18 protein-coding genes and 1 tRNA gene are annotated in these 19,410 nt (G+C 39.5%); 4 read left to right on the forward strand and 15 right to left on the reverse strand.

Annotated features, from left to right (window positions below; translation table 11 throughout):
• Positions 1–10: 10 nt before the first annotated feature.
• The 12 genes from QM419_RS04270 to QM419_RS04325 form a co-directional block, all read right to left on the reverse strand.
• Positions 11–358, reverse strand: coding sequence for a hypothetical protein (locus QM419_RS04270; RefSeq protein ID WP_414277985.1), 348 nt, complete (start codon positions 356–358; stop codon positions 11–13).
• Positions 359–525: 167 nt separating this feature from the next.
• Positions 526–1,407 (reverse strand): class II fructose-bisphosphate aldolase, encoded by an 882-nt coding sequence (locus QM419_RS04275; protein WP_001019005.1) that lies wholly within the window; start codon positions 1,405–1,407, stop codon positions 526–528.
• Between the two features lie 147 nt (positions 1,408–1,554).
• A complete protein-coding gene (gene vncS / locus QM419_RS04280; protein WP_414277986.1) occupies positions 1,555–2,874 on the reverse strand; it encodes a sensor histidine kinase VncS in 1,320 nt (439 codons plus the stop codon).
• A complete protein-coding gene (vncR, locus tag QM419_RS04285; RefSeq protein ID WP_414277987.1) occupies positions 2,871–3,527 on the reverse strand; it encodes a response regulator transcription factor VncR in 657 nt (218 codons plus the stop codon). The genes vncS and vncR overlap by 4 nt, the downstream gene beginning before the upstream one ends.
• Before the next feature lie 70 nt (positions 3,528–3,597).
• On the reverse strand, positions 3,598–4,977 hold the full coding sequence (vex3, locus tag QM419_RS04290; RefSeq protein WP_414277988.1) for an ABC transporter permease subunit Vex3: 1,380 nt from the start codon (positions 4,975–4,977) through the stop codon (positions 3,598–3,600).
• Between the two features lie 47 nt (positions 4,978–5,024).
• Positions 5,025–5,672, reverse strand: a complete 648-nt coding sequence (gene vex2, locus QM419_RS04295) for an ABC transporter ATP-binding subunit Vex2 (RefSeq protein WP_414277989.1) — start codon at positions 5,670–5,672, stop codon at positions 5,025–5,027.
• 13 nt (positions 5,673–5,685) lie between these two features.
• Positions 5,686–6,963: an ABC transporter permease gene (locus tag QM419_RS04300; protein WP_414277990.1), complete on the reverse strand. Its 1,278-nt coding sequence runs from the start codon at positions 6,961–6,963 to the stop codon at positions 5,686–5,688.
• A 125-nt stretch (positions 6,964–7,088) separates the two neighbouring features.
• Positions 7,089–7,700: a CPBP family intramembrane glutamic endopeptidase gene (locus QM419_RS04305; protein ID WP_414277991.1), complete on the reverse strand. Its 612-nt coding sequence runs from the start codon at positions 7,698–7,700 to the stop codon at positions 7,089–7,091.
• Between the two features lie 285 nt (positions 7,701–7,985).
• Positions 7,986–8,071, reverse strand: a tRNA-Leu gene (locus tag QM419_RS04310).
• A gap of 77 nt (positions 8,072–8,148) precedes the next feature.
• Positions 8,149–8,724, reverse strand: coding sequence for a cysteine hydrolase family protein (locus QM419_RS04315; RefSeq protein WP_414277992.1), 576 nt, complete (start codon positions 8,722–8,724; stop codon positions 8,149–8,151).
• Positions 8,724–9,512 carry a GTP-sensing pleiotropic transcriptional regulator CodY gene (gene codY / locus QM419_RS04320; RefSeq protein ID WP_178895208.1) on the reverse strand — a complete coding sequence of 263 codons (789 nt, stop codon included), beginning with the start codon at positions 9,510–9,512 and terminating at the stop codon, positions 8,724–8,726. Before codY ends, QM419_RS04315 begins: the two co-directional genes overlap by 1 nt.
• A gap of 272 nt (positions 9,513–9,784) precedes the next feature.
• Positions 9,785–11,359, reverse strand: a complete 1,575-nt coding sequence (locus QM419_RS04325) for a DEAD/DEAH box helicase (protein ID WP_414277993.1) — start codon at positions 11,357–11,359, stop codon at positions 9,785–9,787.
• A gap of 341 nt (positions 11,360–11,700) precedes the next feature.
• On the opposite strand from QM419_RS04325, the gene QM419_RS04330 reads away from it, so the two are divergent.
• From QM419_RS04330 to QM419_RS04345, 4 genes are all read left to right on the forward strand, one after another.
• Positions 11,701–13,017 (forward strand): FAD-containing oxidoreductase, encoded by a 1,317-nt coding sequence (locus QM419_RS04330; protein ID WP_414277994.1) that lies wholly within the window; start codon positions 11,701–11,703, stop codon positions 13,015–13,017.
• A gap of 96 nt (positions 13,018–13,113) precedes the next feature.
• Entirely contained in the window at positions 13,114–14,457 is a 1,344-nt protein-coding gene (gene murT / locus QM419_RS04335; RefSeq protein WP_414277995.1) for a lipid II isoglutaminyl synthase subunit MurT, read from the forward strand.
• The gene (gene gatD, locus QM419_RS04340) at positions 14,457–15,239 is read left to right on the forward strand and encodes a lipid II isoglutaminyl synthase subunit GatD (RefSeq protein ID WP_414277996.1); all 783 of its coding nucleotides are present in this window, start codon (positions 14,457–14,459) and stop codon (positions 15,237–15,239) included. Before murT ends, gatD begins: the two co-directional genes overlap by 1 nt.
• 115 nt (positions 15,240–15,354) lie before the next feature.
• Positions 15,355–16,437 (forward strand): M24 family metallopeptidase, encoded by a 1,083-nt coding sequence (locus tag QM419_RS04345; protein WP_414277997.1) that lies wholly within the window; start codon positions 15,355–15,357, stop codon positions 16,435–16,437.
• A 45-nt stretch (positions 16,438–16,482) separates the two neighbouring features.
• On the opposite strand, the gene QM419_RS04350 is transcribed toward QM419_RS04345, so the two are convergent.
• From QM419_RS04350 to QM419_RS04360, 3 genes are read right to left on the reverse strand one after another with little or no spacing between them, the layout of a single operon-like run.
• Positions 16,483–17,025: a GNAT family N-acetyltransferase gene (locus QM419_RS04350; protein ID WP_414277998.1), complete on the reverse strand. Its 543-nt coding sequence runs from the start codon at positions 17,023–17,025 to the stop codon at positions 16,483–16,485.
• A gap of 57 nt (positions 17,026–17,082) precedes the next feature.
• Positions 17,083–17,907: an ammonia-dependent NAD(+) synthetase gene (nadE, locus tag QM419_RS04355; RefSeq protein ID WP_414277999.1), complete on the reverse strand. Its 825-nt coding sequence runs from the start codon at positions 17,905–17,907 to the stop codon at positions 17,083–17,085.
• Positions 17,904–19,364 (reverse strand): nicotinate phosphoribosyltransferase, encoded by a 1,461-nt coding sequence (locus QM419_RS04360; RefSeq protein WP_414278000.1) that lies wholly within the window; start codon positions 19,362–19,364, stop codon positions 17,904–17,906. The genes nadE and QM419_RS04360 overlap by 4 nt, the downstream gene beginning before the upstream one ends.
• Between the last annotated feature and the right edge of the window lie 46 nt (positions 19,365–19,410).

A 19,410-nucleotide genomic window follows, 5' to 3' on the forward strand; every position in this document is an offset into this window, starting at 1 on the left:
AAAACAGACCTTAACCATCAATGGCAAAATTCTCCAGACACTCAAATGCCTGCCCCTGATAGTCAAAAGAAAAGATATGAATATCATCAAAAGTTTGATCGCAGAAAGTAACGGTTTGTCTTTCTGGCTCGATGATGGGTTTACCCAATTTTTCAGTAGCTTCTTCATCTGTGAAATGACCATAAAATTCTTGTAAACGAGGCAATATAAATGCAAGAATACGAGACCTGTTTCTATGGTAATTGGATGCAAGCAACTGAGCTCCCACCTCAAAATTCCCACTTGGTTTTTCTTCCCAAGCCACAAGAACATCATCTACTTCATGGACGTAGGCTTGCAAGGACTGGTCGAATATCATGGCTATCTTTCCTTTCAAGGGTTGATTAAAAAGCTAGTTTTACCAAAAATCACTAAATGCTTTCTTCCATCTTCATTATATCACTTTTTAAATACGATTGAGAAGAGTTAGAAAACGAAAAAACCCACCCTCAGGGGCAGGTTTCTGTTTTATATGGTTAAGCTAGATTAAGCTTTACCTTCTGAACCGAATACGTCGATACGTTCTTCAACTGATGCTTGGATAGCTTTTACACCGTCAGCCAAGAATTTACGTGGGTCGAAGAGTTTCTTCTTGTCGTATTCTGCTTCGTTTGCTTCGTAGTCACGAGCAAATTTACGAGTTGCGTTAGCGAATGCGATTTGGCATTCAGTGTTAACGTTAACTTTAGCAACACCAAGTTTGATAGCTGCTTGGATTTGGTCATCAGGAATACCTGATCCACCGTGCAATACGATTGGGAATCCTGGTACAGCTTCAGTCAATTTTTGCAAGTGGTCAAGGTGAAGACCTTTCCAGTTTGCAGGGTAAGGACCGTGGATGTTACCGATACCAGCTGCCAAGAAGTCGATACCAGTTGCAACCATTGCTTTAGCGTCTTCGATTGGAGCCAATTCGCCATCACCGATGATTCCGTCTTCTTCACCACCGATAGTTCCAACTTCAGCTTCTACTGATACACCATTTGCATGAGCAAATTCTACAACTTTACGAGCTTTTTCAAGGTTTTCTTCAACTGGAAGGTGTGAACCGTCAAACATTACTGAAGTATAACCAACTTGAATACACTCAAGTGCATCTTCGTAGTGACCGTGGTCAAGGTGGATAGCTACTGGTACAGTGATACCCATTGATTCTACAAGGTTAGCGATCAAGTTGCGAGCAACTTTATAACCACCCATGTATTTAGCAGCACCCATTGAAGTTTGGATCAAAACTGGAGCTTTTTTAGCTTCTGCTGCGCGCAAGATAGCTTGAGTCCACTCAAGGTTGTTTGTGTTAAATCCACCAACTGCATAACCATTGTCACGAGCTGCTTGGACAAATTTTTCTGCTGAAACGATTGCCATTTTATCAGGCCTCCTGTATATTTTTATGGGATATCCCATTTACATTGTTCATTTTATCACTTTTTAGCAAAAAAAGCTAGTTTTTCCTGTAGTTTAGATTGAATTTCTTCTATCTAAAAATATGGAACTCTCCTCAAAGTCCTAATTTTACAGGTCTTTAGGTAGGTTCATATAAAAGACTAAGTGATCTTCATATCTTTCAAAGCGATAGTCAATTTCTTCGTTTTCCAATAAACTCTTGACCACAAATAGTCCCAAACCAGCTCCCTTACTTTGGCGACTAGAAGTTGTAAAGGATTGTTCAAACTTATCTTGCTCTTCTGTTGTACAGGTGTTTTCAATGAAAAACCAGTCATCTTCGGTCCCAATTTTTAGATAACCACCCTGAACAGAGTGTTTCACAGCATTACTGATAAGATTGGAAAGAATCAGCTTTAGTACCGAAGGATTTATATAAGTTTGTTGGTCTGTGAGTTGATTTTCTACAGTGATTTTTCTCTCTTTGGCTAATAAATCATAATCCTTTAAGAGAAAATCTGTCATTTTAAGAAGGTTGATTTGTTCTTTCTTATCTCGAAATTCCTGCACCGAAGAAAGGGATAGAATTTGCTGCACATGGTGACTTAAATCATCCACGATACCTAAAGAAACTCCAAGATAATGGTCACGATCTTTGTAGCGGCCAATATTTGCTTGCATGTTTTCCAGAAGAATCTTCAGACTAGCTAGAGGTGTTTTCAGTTCATGGGAGGCACCTCGTAAAAATTCGACCTTCATCTTTTCTAACTGGAGGATGGCCTCATTTTTCTCATGTAGATCAGCAATAACAGTCAAGAGGTGTTGATAGAGGCTATTGATTTGTTCTTTGAGGTCACCAATTTCATCCTGTGAATCCACGCGCAACCTCACTTCTGCATCCAAATCCATCATCCGTCGAGTCACTCGTTTGATTTCCAAAATAGGAGCAACAATGGTTCTAGCATAGATAAAGGCGATGAGGAGCGAAATGATGAAAGACGCTAATAAAGTATAAGGCAGAAATTGAAGACTGATGTCTTCTGCTTCTTTCTGTAAATCCATAGAAGCTAAAAACTGCAAGGTCATGGTCTGACCATCCTTAGTTTGAACTTCTCTTTCCTCAATAACCAAGGAGGCCGTTTGTCGTTGTTTATCAATGGGAAGATTATCATTGACTTCCAACTTATCCTGAGTCATCTCTCCCTTAACAGCTCCCTTAATATCACTGCTTTTAGAATAAAGTTCAAGGACTTCCTGAATAGCTTGACTGTCCTTTCCTTGGAGGGACTGGGCAATTTCTGTAGCCTTTTGCCCGATACTTTCCTGACGGTGACTGAGATAGGTCGGAGGAAAGAGGAAATAGATGGCCAAATGCAAAAAAATGACCAAGGTAGAAAATACCGAGAAGGTATAGATAAAAATTTTTTTAAATAAACCTGAACGTCTCATTTTCTCTCCAATTTATAACCAACATTGCGCACGGTAAGAATACAGTCTAAATCCAATTTTTTCCGTAGTTCCTTGATATAGACATCAATCACTCTGTCAAAAGGAACCTCATCTGTCATCTTCCATACAGCATCGATAATCTGCGACCGTGTTAAGGCTCGACCTTCATTTTTAACCAGATAGTCTAAAATTTCCAGTTCTTTTGCATTCACTGCAACTTCTTGGCCAGCTACTTTGGCGCTATAGCTGTCAAAGTCTACCTCGGTGTCTCTATAGGTAAAAATACGACCAGTATCATAATAACGTTTAAAGATGGCATCCACTCGTACTTTTAACAAAGATAGAGAAAAAGGCTTTTCCAAATAACCATCTGCAAATGCAGCAAAGGCACTCATCTTATATTCTTCGTCCTGAAAGGCTGTCAACATCAAGACCGGAACTTGGCTACTTTTACGGATTTCTGACAAAACCTCTAAACCATTAAGTTTCGGCATTTGAATATCTAAGAGAACCAAGGCAACTTGGTGATTGGAAAATTGTTCTAAGGCCTCAAGGCCATCTGCTGCCTGAATGGTTTCATAGCCACAATCCGTCAAATAGTCACTAATTCCCTCGCGGATCATGTCTTCATCTTCTACAATTAGAATTTTCATATAAATCCTTTTCTATCAAAAATGCTACCTATATTATATCTCATTTGAATGAGAATAGGTAGCATGTTTTTTATTCACTATCCAACAAGAGTTCTTTTGGTTGTTTAAAGAGGAGATTGCTTGAAGCAAGTGCCATAACTAATACTACAAGAACTATGCCAAGTACAAAGATGATGGCAAAGTCAGAAGGTTGAATGGATATATCCAGACTTGAAAGTGTCTTGCTAAAGCCATCAACTTCTGCACCACCACCAAGATTAGAGGCTTGGGCTGCCTTACTAGCTTGCTTAGCCACATCTGATGTGACATTTGCAAGCACTGTATTTCCAACAGTACGAGCAGTATAGTTGGCTAGGAAATAAGCTGAAATTAGTGCTGGAATTGCAATCATAACTGCTTCTGTGATAAATTGTCCAAGAATACTTGCTTGTTTTAGACCAATTGAAAGGAGAATTCCAACCTCTTTACGACGGGCGTTAATCCATAGTGTCAGTAAGAGAGCAAGTAGAAGAACAGAGAAGCTCAAGCTACCCCAGAAGAGTAGATTAGCCATCTTGTACATGCCTGAGATAGATTGTTCAAGGGCAGGATAGTTAGATGAACTCTTAATCAAGCTATACATCTTCCAGTTGATACCGTTGATAGACCCTATTTCTTGCATGACAGTATCTAGGTTCTTATCTCCAGCTACAAAGAAGGTAGCATCTCCATAAATAGCTGTATCTTCTGTATAACCATAGAGTTGGGCTGCTGTGTGAATATCTGTGATAGCTGTATTCTCATAAAGTTCTTGTGAATAGGTTACAGCAGATTTGTTGTGTCCATCAAAAAGTCCTTTGATCGTTACTTCTACTGTTTCCTTTGCTCCTTTTTCATTATCTGCATCGTAGATATTGGAGTTCAGTTTGACCTTATCCCCTACTTTCCAGCCATGTTTAGCAGCCAAGTCTTTGTGCATGAGAATTTGGTATTTGTCATCGTTTGTTAAATGTTCTCCTTCGACCAGTTTGTAAGAGCCTGACACAAACTTGTCTTCTTTAGCCGAATCATTAACTCCTGTTATCATCAAGCTACTTCCAAAACGTTGAGCTCGATCTGCAGTTAGATTTTTCTTGGTTTCAGGCGTTTCAATCAGTTCATAGCCTGTCAAATCACCGATAGCATTAATTCGTTTGATGTAGGATTCAATGGCCTTATTCTCAGTAATTTTTTTAATATCTTCACCCTTGATATTCCCCGCACCACGTGGAGTTCCTTGATTGACCCTGCGGTTGATTTGCATGGAGAAACTATTGGTGATATTTTTAAAGGTTTCTTGAGAAGCCTTGGCTGTCGCACCCTTGATAGATAAGCCGACCAAACTCAAACTAGCCATCAAGAGAATGATAAGAAAGATCACAAGCGACTTAAAAAATTTTCTTGTGACATAGGCAAATGCGTTGTGTAACATAAGATTCCTTTCTAGATTTACTTCCGTTTTTAATATGTTTAAAAGTTTTAGTTACTGTTTGTTCTTATTTCAGTCAATTTCTTATTCTTCAATTCCAGTGTAATATCTGATGCTTGTGCTACTTCCTTGCTGTGGGTCACAACGATTACACACTTGCCTGTTTTCTCAGCGAGAGATTTGAGCAGGTCAATAATATCTCCAGCAGTCTTAGGATCTAGGTTTCCTGTTGGTTCATCTGCTAGAATCACTGGCGCCTCAGATACAAGACTACGAGCAATGGCAACACGTTGTTGCTGCCCACCTGATAATTGGAGAACATTCCGCTTGATTTGACTTTCATCTAAACCAAGTTCAAGAAGGGTATCCTTACTAGCTTTTTTATTGACCAAGCGGATATTTTCCAATGGAGAAAGATAATCAATGAGGTTATAGTTTTGGAAAACGAGCGAGATATGGTGCATACGGTGATAAGAATAACCTTGTTCACGAATGTCCTTACCCTCAAACTTAATAGCACCTTCTACTGGGCTATCAAGTCCTGCTAATAGTGATAAGAGGGTAGATTTCCCAGCTCCTGATTCTCCAATGATGCTATAGAATTTTCCAGGTTCAAAATCGTAATTGATTTTATATAATACTGCTTCTGCAGTGTTTTTGTAACGATAAGTAAGATCTTGTAATTGTAGTAAAGTCATGATTTCTCCTTTATTAACTGATGGATGATAAAATTTCTTTCGGTGATTTTCTAAATAAAAATAGGAAACAAAGTGCAACTGACAAGCAGCTAATCACAAGTAGAAAGACATAAGATTCTCCAAATGATAGGATACTGGTTGAAAGATTAGTTGCTTTTGCTAGCGTATCTTGTAATGCAGCTTGATCGCCACTTGCTAGTACAGTTTTTAAAAGATAGGAAGTAATGGCATTTCCAGCCACAAATGCAGGTAGGATAGCTACCAATGAAACCAGGATAACTTCCAGGCAGAATTGGCTAAAGATTGCTATTTTTCCTTTTCCTAGCGCCAATAAAATACCAACCTCGTAGACTCGCTCTCGTAACCAAAGGGACAAGACCAAGACCAGAGCTCCTACACCAGCAATCATCATACCGTAGAGGAAAATTTGTAGGAAGGTTTGGAAGGTCGAAACTGAATCCTTGATTTGTTCAAAGGCCTTATTTTCCTTTTCCACTTGGAACCCTTGGTTTTCCAGGGATAACTTTTCAACCTCTTGAATGATGTCATCCATATCTTTGGGATTTTCAAGATAGAAACGGGCTGCAGTGACTTGATCTTCCTTATTTCCAAGAAGAGTTTGGCTACTTTCGTAGTCTGTATAAACCGTATTTTCACTAAAGTCAGATGATAGACCGGTAAACTTCTCTTGCTTCTTACCAGTGAAAATACCCACGATTTCATAATCTAGTGTTTGTCCACTATTTCCTTCTACTTGAGCAGGGTTTAAGCTAATCTTCTCTCCTACTTTTAGATTGTTTTTCTTGGCTAAATCTTCGTGGATTAAGATTTTTTTTCGATCCCCTTTTTGGATATGTCTTCCTTCTTTAAGGGTAAAGGCGGAACTTGTAAAAGAAACATCCTTGGAAGAATCTTCCAAAGCAATCAAACTGATAAGATTTTTTTCAGCCTCTGTCAAATCATCCCTTTGGATACTTTGTTCTCCAGTAACGACTTCTTTGTCAGTTAACTTGGCTATTGTTTCTAGCTCAGGTGAAATCTTCTCAAGGCCCTTTATCTTTTTAAGCTCATCTAGTTGAGACAGTTGAAAGGTCTGATCTGCTTCTATTCTTTTAATCGAAAAAGACGTATTCAGTGAGCGATAGAGATTATTTTCTACTGTTTTGTTGGACTTCATAAGCGTCAAACAAGCCGATATTCCAGCCAATAAGACAAATAGAATCAAGAATAATATGAGACTTCTCAGTCGTTTTCTGCTGACATAAGCCCAAGCTCTTTGAGTGGGATTCATATAACACCTCCATATTTGTAAAACCATTATAATATTCAAATATGAAATGTTTATGAAATAAGAAAAATTTTTGAAATAAAATAAGCCAGTATTTCTACTGACTTTATATTTATAAATCCCCCAGATTAAAACAGAGAAAATGCAGCAACTAAACCAGACAGGATGTTAGCTAGTGCATGTATGATCCAACTTGTTAAAATGGACCCTCCAGCTTTTTTCTCATTGACAAAGCCTAAATAAGCAGCGATTACTCCTGTAAACAAGGTAATAAAAAGAGTAATTTCTATAGATACGAGTGAGACAAATAATATTCCATGAAGCAAACCAAAAGCGATAGCCTGTATCGTATTTGCAAAGAAAAATGGCATATGATTAACTAATCGTTTTAATAAAAACCCTCTGAATAAAAGTTCCTCAGGCAAAGAAGTCTGTAAAAAACTATAAATTAGTATACTTGGCAAAGCTTTAAGACCCATATCGGAAAATGCCGAAGTAGCCGTTTCTATACTACGTGTTAGAGGAAAGATAAACATAGAAAAAATTGTAAACAGGAGAAAGCCACCAATTATCCATGCGATAAGATAAGAATCTTCAACCCTTTTAATAGCTTTTAAACCAATCCATTCCATAAATGGGACTTTCCCCCTCGCAGTCAGAAACCACCAGATATAAGGTAGTAAAATAATAAAGAGAATTTGAATAAATGCGCTCATTATTCGTTGAAGTTCATTAACCATCGTAATCCTCCTTTACATTTTTGAAATGCCTATTTTAAATCAGGGAATACAAGTCTTTAACCATGAAATCTTTCCCAATAATAACCATTATAAAATAGGATAGATTAAACTTTTCTACACTACTCTCTCTATTTTTTTAATACTGATTTCTTTTCCTTCTTTTCTATCTATATTGTAACACTTTTTAAAAGAAAACAAAAAACATACAAAAAAACTATCCTGTATGTTTTTCAATATACATCTTTCAAAAAAATAAAAAGCTAGCCAAAGCTAGCTCATCTACTATGCGGAGAGAGGGACTTGAACCCTCACGACCTAAAGCGGTCACAGGATCCTTAGTCCTGCGCGTCTGCCAATTCCGCCATCCCCGCGTCGATTACTTTACTAGTATATCAACTTTGAAAAAAATTGTCAAGACTTTTTTCAGATTTTTTCATCTTGAAATGTATTATTCTGTAATTTCAAGCAAATTTTCATCAACCAATTTTGCACCAAGTGTATTCTTAAAATGTCCAAGTGCAAAGGCATGATTCTCAGGCCAAATGGATGCTACTGCTGGTTTCACAACTTCTATCTGATAACCAAGATTGTAGGCATCAATCGCCGTATGCAAGACACAGATATCTGTAAGAACTCCCGTCAAAATGACTGTATCTACTTTACGCTCTCTAAGACGGATATCCAAATCTGTTCCAGAAAAAGCCGAATAGTGACGTTTGTCCATCCAGAAAACACGACTATCATCAGCATGTTCCTGATAGAAGTCGGCTAACTTGCCATACAAATTTCGTCCACTAGTCCCAATAATGTTATGTGGCGGGAAGAGTTTACTTTCAGGATGAAAAACATCATTTTCTTCATGGGCATCGATTGTAAAAAAGATATAATATCCACGTTCAAAAGCCTTTTGGGTCACCCCATATATATCATCAGATATTGCTTGAGCTGGAGCACCCGCAGTCAGTTTCCCATGATCCGCTACAAAATCTTCTGTATAATCAATAGAAATTAGTGCCTTAGCCATTAATAGTCCCTCTTTTTCACTTCTTCAAAAATATCTGGGATTAGAACTTTGAGATAAGTTCCTTTCATACCAAGAGAACGACTTTCAATAATCCCTGCTGATTCGAGTTTACGCAGAGCATTGACAATCACCGAACGTGTAATACCGATACGATCTGCAATGATAGAAGCTGTCAATTGACCTTCATTACCATTTAGTTCTCCTAAAATAGCTGATACTGCTCGTAATTCAGAGTATGAAAGAGTGTTAACCGCCATAGTGACAGCTGTACGACGACGAATATTTTTCTCATCTTCCTCGCGTTGGAAGTTCAAGAGTTGAATTCCTACTACTGTACTGGCAATCTCAACAAGAATCAAATCATCTTCTTCAAACTTTTTATCATTACGCCAAATAATCAAAGAACCCAAGCGAATACCAGAGACATGGATTGGAGCAATTGTTGTCAAACCATCTGGAAAATCTGAACGACTTTCAGTCGGAAAAATAGTCAAATCATGTTCAACTGGAAGGTTATACTCCGTATCATAAATCATGTTTGCTGCTTGAATATATTCATCAGGGAAAATTTTTGATTGGAAAAATTGCTCTACACGGTCATTATTGGTCTTGTAGCGCATAAAGTATCCCAAGAGGCGTCCTTTACTATTCAAAATGCAGGCATTGCAATCAATGATATCAGCCAATTGACGCGTGATTGCGTTGTAGGGAAGATCATCTTGTAATTTCTCCTCAGAACGCTTTAGGATCGATGTAATTTTTCTTGTTTTTTCTAATAAATGTACCATTTTTTACCTCGCATATAATCGCTTTCATTATATCACAAAATTCTGACTACTTCAACAATTATCTGAAAATTGTTTATTGAATTGCAATTCAAGTGTATTCGAAAATTTTACCTATTTTTTATTATTTTCTTATTGACAGCTTCCTACATTTTTGATAAGATAATATTACAAGATAACAAATTTATAAATACAAACTTCTCGTATTACTTTTCATATGACTCTCGGTCTCCTTATATATAAAAGCGATCCACCTCAGTGAACCGCTTTTTTTGTTATTTATCTCCTTTGTTACGAATAACAAAGCCTGTTTTCTTCTCGCTTGAAGTATTGCGTGGTTTTTTATTATCCTTACGGTAACGCTTCTCTTTATCAAAGCGATCCTTTGAACGTCCACCTTTTCGGTAGTCATCACGACGTCCATTGCCACGGCGTTCACTGTCTCTACGGTCGTCTCCACGACGGCCTCCTCGACCACCCTTGCCTTTACCAGCAAATCCACCACCAGATGGTTTAAATGGTAATGGTTTTTCACGCGCAATTTCAACTTCTGGAAGACTGTCTGGATCCTGAACCGTCAAGCTAAGGATATACATGGCCAATTCTTCTGGGCTGAATTCTGCAGCCAATTTACGAGCATCTTTTGCGAATTTCTCAAAGTTTCCACGAATGGTTTCGTCAGAAAAATCACGTTCAATCTTCTTAAGTGCAACCTGCTTTTTAGCTTGGAAGGCTTCTTCTGCACTTGCAGGCTTGAGGCCTTTCATTCGTTTCTTAGTCAAGTTCTCGATAATTTGGAGATAACCCATCTCATTTGGTGCAACAAAAGTGATGGATTGACCTGACTTACCTGCACGTCCTGTACGGCCGATACGGTGAACATAACTCTCAGGGTCTTGAGGAATATCGTAGTTGTAGACATGAGTCACACCTGAAATATCCAAACCACGAGCAGCAACGTCTGTTGCAACGAGGACATCAAGATTACCATTTTTAAAATCACGAAGGACACGAAGACGTTTGTTTTGGTCCAAATCTCCATGAATCCCTTCTGCACGGAAACCACGAATCTTCAGCCCACGAGTCAACTCGTCTACACGACGTTTGGTACGACCAAAAACGATTGACAACTCAGGTTGATCAACATCCATAAGACGAGTCATGGTGTCGAATTTTTCTTGTTCCTTAACACGGATATAGTACTGGTCTACCAGTTCTGTTGTTAATTCTTTGGCAGCAATCTTCACATGCTCAGGATCTTTCATGAACTGAACACCAATACGTTTGATAGCATCTGGCATAGTCGCTGAAAAGAGCAAGGTTTGACGATTTTCTGGTACACGAGAGATAATGGCTTCAATATCTTCAAGGAATCCCATGTTCAGCATTTCATCTGCTTCATCTAAAATCAAGGTTTCAATATCATGCAATTTCAAGGCCTTGCGTTTAATCAAGTCAAGTAAACGTCCTGGTGTTCCTACTACGATATGAGCCCCTGATTTAAGAGCCTTGATTTGTTTTTCAATACTTGAACCACCGTATACTGAACGGACTTTCACACCTTTACTACGGCCAAATCGGAAAAGCTCTTCTTGACTTTGAACAGCCAGTTCACGAGTTGGGGCAATCACCAAAGCTTGGATACTTGCTTCTTCTGTTCGAATTTTTTCAAGGGTTGGCAAGCCAAAGGCTGCTGTTTTCCCTGTACCAGTCTGTGCTTGACCGATAACATCTTTTCCTTCAAGAGCCAAAGGAATAGTTTGCTCTTGGATAGGACTTGCTTCTACAAATCCTGCTTTTTCAACTTCTGCTAACAAATCCGCAGAAAGATTAAATTCATTAAATTTCACGTTATTCTTCTTTCTAAAGATGGTGCGAAGCCATCCTATAGCGCTTAGTTTATACTTTTCTTGTCATGACGTACTTTCATACCTTTTATGAAAGACCGTGTTGCTTCTTTTCCACTAAAGAAAAGTACTGCATTTTTGCAACTTATCTAGTATAACACAAGACCGGGGCAAAAGATAGTCTAACCACCTGATTAAATCATGTAAACGATTTTTCCATCTTATGAGCTCAATTCCCAAAAGCATTCTCGAGACTATTTTGTTTGGATATTTTTTCCCGTAGCAGATTTGTGCAAAAGTTTTTTTCTTGTGCTAGAATGAAAATCAAACAGGAGGATTTAAAAATGTTAACATACGATTTAATTGTCATTGGATTTGGTAAGGCAGGTAAGACGCTTGCTGGGAAACTAGCTTCAGCTGGTAAAAAAGTTGCTCTTATCGAACGCAACAAGGCAATGTACGGTGGAACTTGTATCAACATCGGTTGTATCCCAACTAAAACCTTGTTAGTCGCTGCAGAAAAAGACTTGTCATTTGACGAGGTTATGGCTACAAAAAATACAGTTACTACACGTCTCAATGGTAAAAACTATGCGACTATCGCTGGTACAGGCGTTGATATCATTGATGCTGAAGCTCACTTTGTTTCTAATAAAGTCATCGAAATTCAAGCTGGTGATGAAAAACAAGAACTAACAGCTGAAACTATCGTCATCAACACTGGTGCTGTTTCAAATGTATTACCAATCCCAGGTCTTGCTACAAGTAAAAACGTCTTTGACTCAACAGGCATCCAAAACTTGGACAAATTGCCTGAAAAACTTGGTGTCCTTGGTGGCGGAAATATCGGTCTTGAATTTGCCGGTCTCTACAACAAACTTGGAAGCAAGGTTACAGTCCTAGATGCCTTGGATACATTCCTACCTCGTGCTGAACCTTCTATCGCTGCTCTTGCTAAACAGTACATGGAAGAAGACGGAATCGAATTGCTTCAAAACATCCATACTAGTGAAATCAAAAATGATGGCGACCAAGTCCTTGTCGTAACTGAAAAAGAAACCTACCGTTTCGATGCCCTTCTCTACGCAACAGGGCGTAAACCAAATGTGGAGCCACTTCAACTCGAAAACACAGATATTGAACTAACTGAACGTGGTGCTATAAAGGTGGACAAACATTGTCAAACAAACGTTCCTGGTGTCTTTGCAGTTGGAGATGTCAATGGTGGACTTCAATTCACTTACATTTCACTCGATGACTTCCGTGTTGTCTACAGCTATCTTGCTGGTGATGGTAGCTACACACTTGAAGATCGTCTCAATGTACCAAACACCCTCTTCATCACTCCTGCACTTTCACAAGTTGGTTTAACTGAAAGCCAAGCAGCAGATTTGAAACTTCCTTATGCCGTTAAGGAAATTCCTGTTGCAGCTATGCCTCGTGGCCATGTAAATGGAGATCTTCGTGGTGCCTTCAAAGCAGTTGTCAATACAGAAACCAAAGAAATTCTCGGTACAACTATCTTCTCAGAAGGTTCACAAGAAATCATCAACATCATCACTGTTGCTATGGACAACGAGATTCCATACACTTACTTCACAAAACAAATCTTCACTCACCCAACCTTGGCTGAAAACTTGAATGACTTGTTTGCGATTTAAGCTAAGATAAACTTATGAAAAACAACCCTCCTAGGGTTGTTTTTTTATCTAAAATCTCAAATCTATCTTTTCTGGCTTTTATGATATAATAGAAACATGAAATTAAAAACTACTTTGGGCCTTCTGGCTGGACGTTCTTCTCATTTTATCTTGAGTCGTCTTGGACGTGGAAGTACGCTCCCTGGAAAACTTGCCCTTCAATTTGATAAAGATATTTTACAACATTTAGCAAAGAACTACGAAATTATTGTAGTAACTGGTACCAATGGGAAAACCTTGACGACTGCTCTCACGGTCGGTATCCTTAAGGAAATTTATGGTCAAGTTCTAACCAATCCAAGTGGTGCCAATATGATCACAGGGATTACGACTACTTTCTTGGCTGCAAAATCTTCAAAAACGGGAAAAAATATTGCAGTGCTTGAAATCGACGAAGCTAGTCTCTCACGTATCTGTGACTACATCCAGCCTAGTCTTTTCGTCATCACCAATATCTTCCGCGACCAGATGGACCGCTACGGTGAGATTTATACGACCTACAACATGATTTTGGACGCTATTCGAAAAGTTCCTACTGCTACTGTCCTCCTTAACGGTGACAGTCCACTTTTCTACAAGCCTGCAATTCCAAATCCTGTTCAGTATTTTGGTTTTGATTTGGAAAAAGGTCCAGCAAAGCTTGCTCACTACAATACTGAAGGTATTCTCTGCCCAGACTGTCAAAGTATTTTGAAATATGAGCTTAATACTTATGCCAACTTGGGTGCCTATATTTGTGAAAATTGTGGATGTAAACGACCTGACTTGGACTACCGTCTGACAGAATTGGTTGAGCTGACCAACAATCGTTCCCGCTTTGTTATTGACGGACAGGAATACGGTATTCAAATCGGTGGAATCTACAATATCTACAACGCTCTCGCTGCGGTAGCTATCGCGCGTTACCTTGGTGCTGATTCTCAACTGATTAAGCAAGGATTTGACAAGAGTCGCGCTGTATTCGGTCGCCAGGAGACCTTCCATATCGGTGATAAGGAGTGCACGCTGGTTCTCATCAAGAATCCTGTTGGTGCTACCCAAGCTATTGAGATGATAAAATTAGCTCCTTATCCCTTTAGCCTTTCTGTTCTCCTAAATGCCAACTATGCAGATGGAATTGATACCAGCTGGATTTGGGATGCTGATTTTGAACAAATTACTGAGATGGATATCCCAGAAATCAACGCCGGTGGCGTTCGTCATTCTGAAATTGCTCGTCGTCTTCGAGTAACTGGTTATCCAGCTGATAAAATCACTGAAACAAGCAGTCTGGAACAAGTTCTTAAAACGATTGAAGCTCAAGACTGCAAGCATGCTTATATCCTTGCGACTTATACGGCCATGCTGGAATTCCGAGAATTACTAGCCAATCGTCAGCTTGTTAGAAAGGAGATGAACTAATGGTTTATACTTCACTTTCCTCAAAAGACGGCAACTATCCTTACCAGCTAAATATCGCCCACCTCTATGGTAACCTCATGAATACCTACGGAGATAACGGGAATATCCTCATGCTCAAGTACGTAGCTGAAAAGCTTGGGGCCCATGTAACAGTTGATATCGTTTCACTTCATGATGATTTCGATGAAAATCACTACGACATCGCCTTTTTCGGTGGTGGCCAAGACTTTGAACAAAGTATCATTGCTGGTGATTTGCCTGCTAAAAAAGAAAGCATCGATAACTTTATCCAAAATGATGGTGTTGTCCTTGCTATCTGCGGTGGCTTCCAACTGTTGGGACAATACTATATCGAAGCTTCTGGAAGACGTATCGAAGGCTTGGGTATCATGGGACACTACACACTCAACCAAACCAACAACCGCTTTATTGGTGATATTAAAATTCATAACGAAGAATTCGATGAAACCTATTATGGTTTTGAAAACCACCAAGGCCGTACCTTCCTCTCAGATGACCAAAAACCACTCGGGCAGGTCGTATACGGAAATGGAAATAATGAAGAAAAGATCGGTGAAGGTGTTCACTATAAAAATGTTTTCGGCTCTTATTTCCACGGACCTATCTTATCTCGTAATGCAAACTTAGCCTATCGCTTGGTCACTACTGCCCTTAAGAAAAAATATGGTCAGGACATTGTCCTTCCAGCTTACGAGGATATCCTCAGCCAAGAAGTTGCTGAAGAATACAGCGATGTGAAAAGCAAGGCAGACTTCAATTAATATTTAGATTCCAACATGCTATTAGCTGTTGGAATTTTTTTGTAGTCTTTTCCCCTTCTCTCTTGCATTTTCTACTAATTTTTGCAAAAATAGAGGGGTAGAAAGAAGGTAACATATGTCTAAATTACAACAAATTGTAACATATCTCGAATCTGAAAAGTTAGACGTCGCAGTCGTATCTGACCCCGTCACTATCAATTACCTCACTGGTTTTTACAGTGATCCACACGAACGCCAAATGTTCCTCTTTGTCCTTGGAGACCAGGAACCACTTCTCTTCGTTCCAGCCCTTGAGGTTGAACGTGCGACTAGCACTGTCTCTTTCCCAGTAGTCGGCTATGTGGACTCTGAAAACCCATGGAAGAAAATCCAAAACGCCTTGCCACAGCTTGATTTCAAACGTGTAGCAGTTGAGTTTGATAATCTCATCTTGACTAAATACCACGGTTTGAAAACTGTCTTTGAAAGTGCTGAGTTTGAGAACTTAACTCCATTGATCCAACGTATGCGCTTGATCAAATCAGCAGACGAAGTGCAAAAGATGATGGTAGCAGGTGTTTACGCCGACAAGTCTGTTAAAGTTGGTTTTGATAATATCTCTCTTGATAATACGGAAACTGATATCATTGCTCAGATTGACTTTGCTATGAAACGTGAAGGCTATGAAATGAGCTTTGATACCATGGTCTTGACTGGTGATAATGCTGCGAATCCACATGGTATTCCTGGAGCTAACAAGGTTGAAAACAATGCCCTTCTCCTCTTTGACCTCGGTGTGATGGTCAATGGTTATGCATCAGATATGACTCGTACAGTCGCTGTTGGTAAACCTGACCAGTTCAAGAAAGATATTTACAACTTGACTCTAGAAGCTCAACAGGCTGCCCTTGACTTTATCAAACCTGGTGTGACAGCTCATGAAGTAGACCGCGCAGCTCGTGAAGTGATCGAAAAAGCTGGCTACGGTGAGTACTTCAACCATCGTCTCGGTCATGGTATCGGTATGGATGTACACGAATTCCCTTCAATCATGGAAGGAAACGACATGGTCATCGAAGAGGGTATGTGCTTCTCAGTTGAACCTGGTATCTATATCCCTGGTAAAGTCGGTGTCCGCATCGAAGACTGTGGTGTTGTTACCAAAAATGGTTTTGACCTCTTTACAAGTACCAGCAAAGATTTGCTTTATTTTGATTAAAATCAATTTATAAAAAATAAGATGGAAAAGTGAGACTTTTCCATCTTATTTTTTTATTTGATAATAAATTTTATCAGCTATATAACCTTTTCGTTCAACTGCATTTGGAATCGTCTTCCAAAAAGTCATACCAGCCTTTTCCATCACACGACCAGAGGCAGGATTTAAACTTGCATAGCAGGCATTAACCTCTTCAAATCCAATCTCATCCAGACAGAATGATAAAACTGCTTTTAAAGCTTCTGTCATGAGCCCTTGCCCCCAGTAGTCCATCCCTAAGATATATCCGATCTCACAGCTAGAGTTTTCTTCATCCACACTGACAAGACTAATATCTCCAATGACGTGGTCTGGATTTTCTTTTAGACAAATAGCCCATTTGTAATAATCAGGCTCGTCATAGGATTTTACCCAATTGCCAATAGAATTTTGAGTCTGTTCAACATTCAGGTGTGGATTCCAAGTCACATAGGTCAGATTTTCTGAGCGTGAGGCCCAATTATCAAACATGGCTTGAGCATCAGTTTCACAAAAGCGTCGCAATAGCAACCGTTCAGTATGTAATGTCTTTGTACCTATGGATTTCATAATTCAACCTCGCTTTTTTATTTTCAGGCTCGGGCTAAAAAAGTCCCCCGGACTTTTTTACTTCCAAAACGTATCAAACACTGTGATTGGTAGGTGGCGTTTGTGTTGGCCTTTGTACCACCATTTTTCAATGGTTGCTTGAGCTTCTGGGCTTACTTGTTTACCTTCGAGGTAATCATCAATTTCATTGTAAGTGACTCCCAAGGCTACTTCGTCTGCAATGCCTGGTTTTTCTTCTTCCAAATCTGCTGTTGGAACTTTTTCATAGAGGGCTGGATCAGCTCCAAGCTCTTTCAAAAGTTGTTTTCCTTGGCGTTTATTGAGGCGATAAAGTGGGAGAATATCTGCACCACCATCACCAAACTTGGTAAAGAAACCTGTGATATTTTCCGCAGCATGGTCTGTCCCGATAACAGCTCCGCTATGAGCACCTGCAAGGGTATATTGGGCAATCATACGACTACGAGCCTTGATATTTCCCTTGTTGAAATCGGAAACCGGACTTCCTGTTGCTTCAACAGCCATGGCCATAGCATCAGCAGATGCCTTGATATTCACTACCAGGCTGACATCTGGCTGGATAAAAGCTAGGGCTTTTTGAGCATCTGCTTCATCAGCTTGCACTCCATAAGGCAAACGAACTGCGATAAATTTATAACTATCATCGCCTGTTTCTGCTCGCATTTCTTCCATAGCTAGTTGGGCAAGACGTCCTGCTAAGGTCGAGTCTTGACCTCCAGAAATGCCTAATACAAACGTTTTTAAGAAGGGATGCTTCTTTAAATATCGTTTTAAAAAGTCAATCGAACGACGGATTTCTTCCTGGGCATCAATCACTGGTTTTACACCTAGTTGCTGGATAATGGTCTCTTGCAAACTCATTCTTCTTCTCCTTCGCCTAGAGCTTCCTTACGCATCTTATCAATCAAGTCCATCTTGTCTTGCCATACGTCACGAGCCAAGTCCACAGGATAATGTTGTGGGTTCAGTACGCGTTTGTATTCATCCCAGAGCTTATCAAATTCCTTACGAGCATAGGCTTGAATTTCAGGTAGACTTGGTAAATCATAGACCAGCTTACCTTCCTTGAAAATGTCAACCAAGAGAGGAACAGCATCAAAATTACGAACAGTCTTCTTGATGTAAGTATAGGTTGGATGGAACATCTTGATTTCAGTCATGCTAGCAACATCGACACCATCATAGGTAATGTAATCGCCTTCTGACTTACCTTTTTCACGACTGGTGATGCGCCAAACTTGTTTCTTACCTGGTGTTGAAACTTTCTCTGCATTATTTGAAAGTTTAATGGTATTGCGCATATGACCATTCTCGTCTTCAATAGCAACAACTTTGTAAACTGCTCCAAGTGCTGGTTGGTCATAAGCAGTGATGAGTTTAGTACCTACACCCCAGACGTCAATCTTAGCTTTTTGCATCTTGAGGTTAAGAATGGTATTTTCATCAAGATCATTGGATGCATAGATCTTAGCATCCGTAAATCCTGCCTCGTCCAGTTGCTGACGAACCTTTTTAGAAATATAGGCAATATCTCCTGAGTCAATGCGGACACCAAGGAAATTAATCTTGTCACCAAGTTCACGCGCAACCTGAATCGCTGCTGGAACACCGATGCGAAGAGTATCGTATGTATCTACTAGAAAGACACAGTTTTTGTGCGTTGAGGCATAAGCCTTGAAAGCCTGATAATCATTTCCATAAACTTGTACTAAAGCATGGGCATGAGTCCCTAAAACCGGAATACCAAAGAGCTTCCCTGCGCGTACATTACTAGTTCCATTGGCACCACCAATAACAGCGGCACGAGTTCCCCAGATAGCTGCATCCATTTCTTGAGCACGACGTGTACCGAACTCCATCAAAGGCTCATCTTCAATGACTGAACGAATACGAGCAGCCTTGGTCGCAATCAAGGTTTGAAAGTTGACGATGTTCAAGAGAGCTGTTTCAACCAATTGACACTGAGCCAAAGGACCTTCCACTTGAACAATCGGTTCATTGGCAAATACCAAGTCCCCTTCTTGAGCAGAACGTACAGTCAATTCCAACTTGAGATTACGGAGATATTCCAAGAAGGCGCCATGATAACCAAGTGACTCCAAATAAGCAATATCGCTATCTGAGAAACGCAAGTTTTCTAAGTAGTTCACAATTCGTTCCAAACCTGCAAAAACAGCATAACCATTTTTAAAAGGTTGTTGGCGGAAATAAACTTCAAAAACTGCTTTCTTGTTATGAATGCCTTGGTCGAAGTAAACTTGCATCATGTTAATTTGATACAAATCTGTGTGCAATGTTAAACTGTCATCTGGGTACATATACTGTCCTTCTTCCCTATTTGTAAAAAGATGAAAATGTTTCTTC

The organism is Streptococcus infantis (assembly GCF_047464715.1).
GTDB classification, from domain to species: domain Bacteria; phylum Bacillota; class Bacilli; order Lactobacillales; family Streptococcaceae; genus Streptococcus; species Streptococcus infantis_S.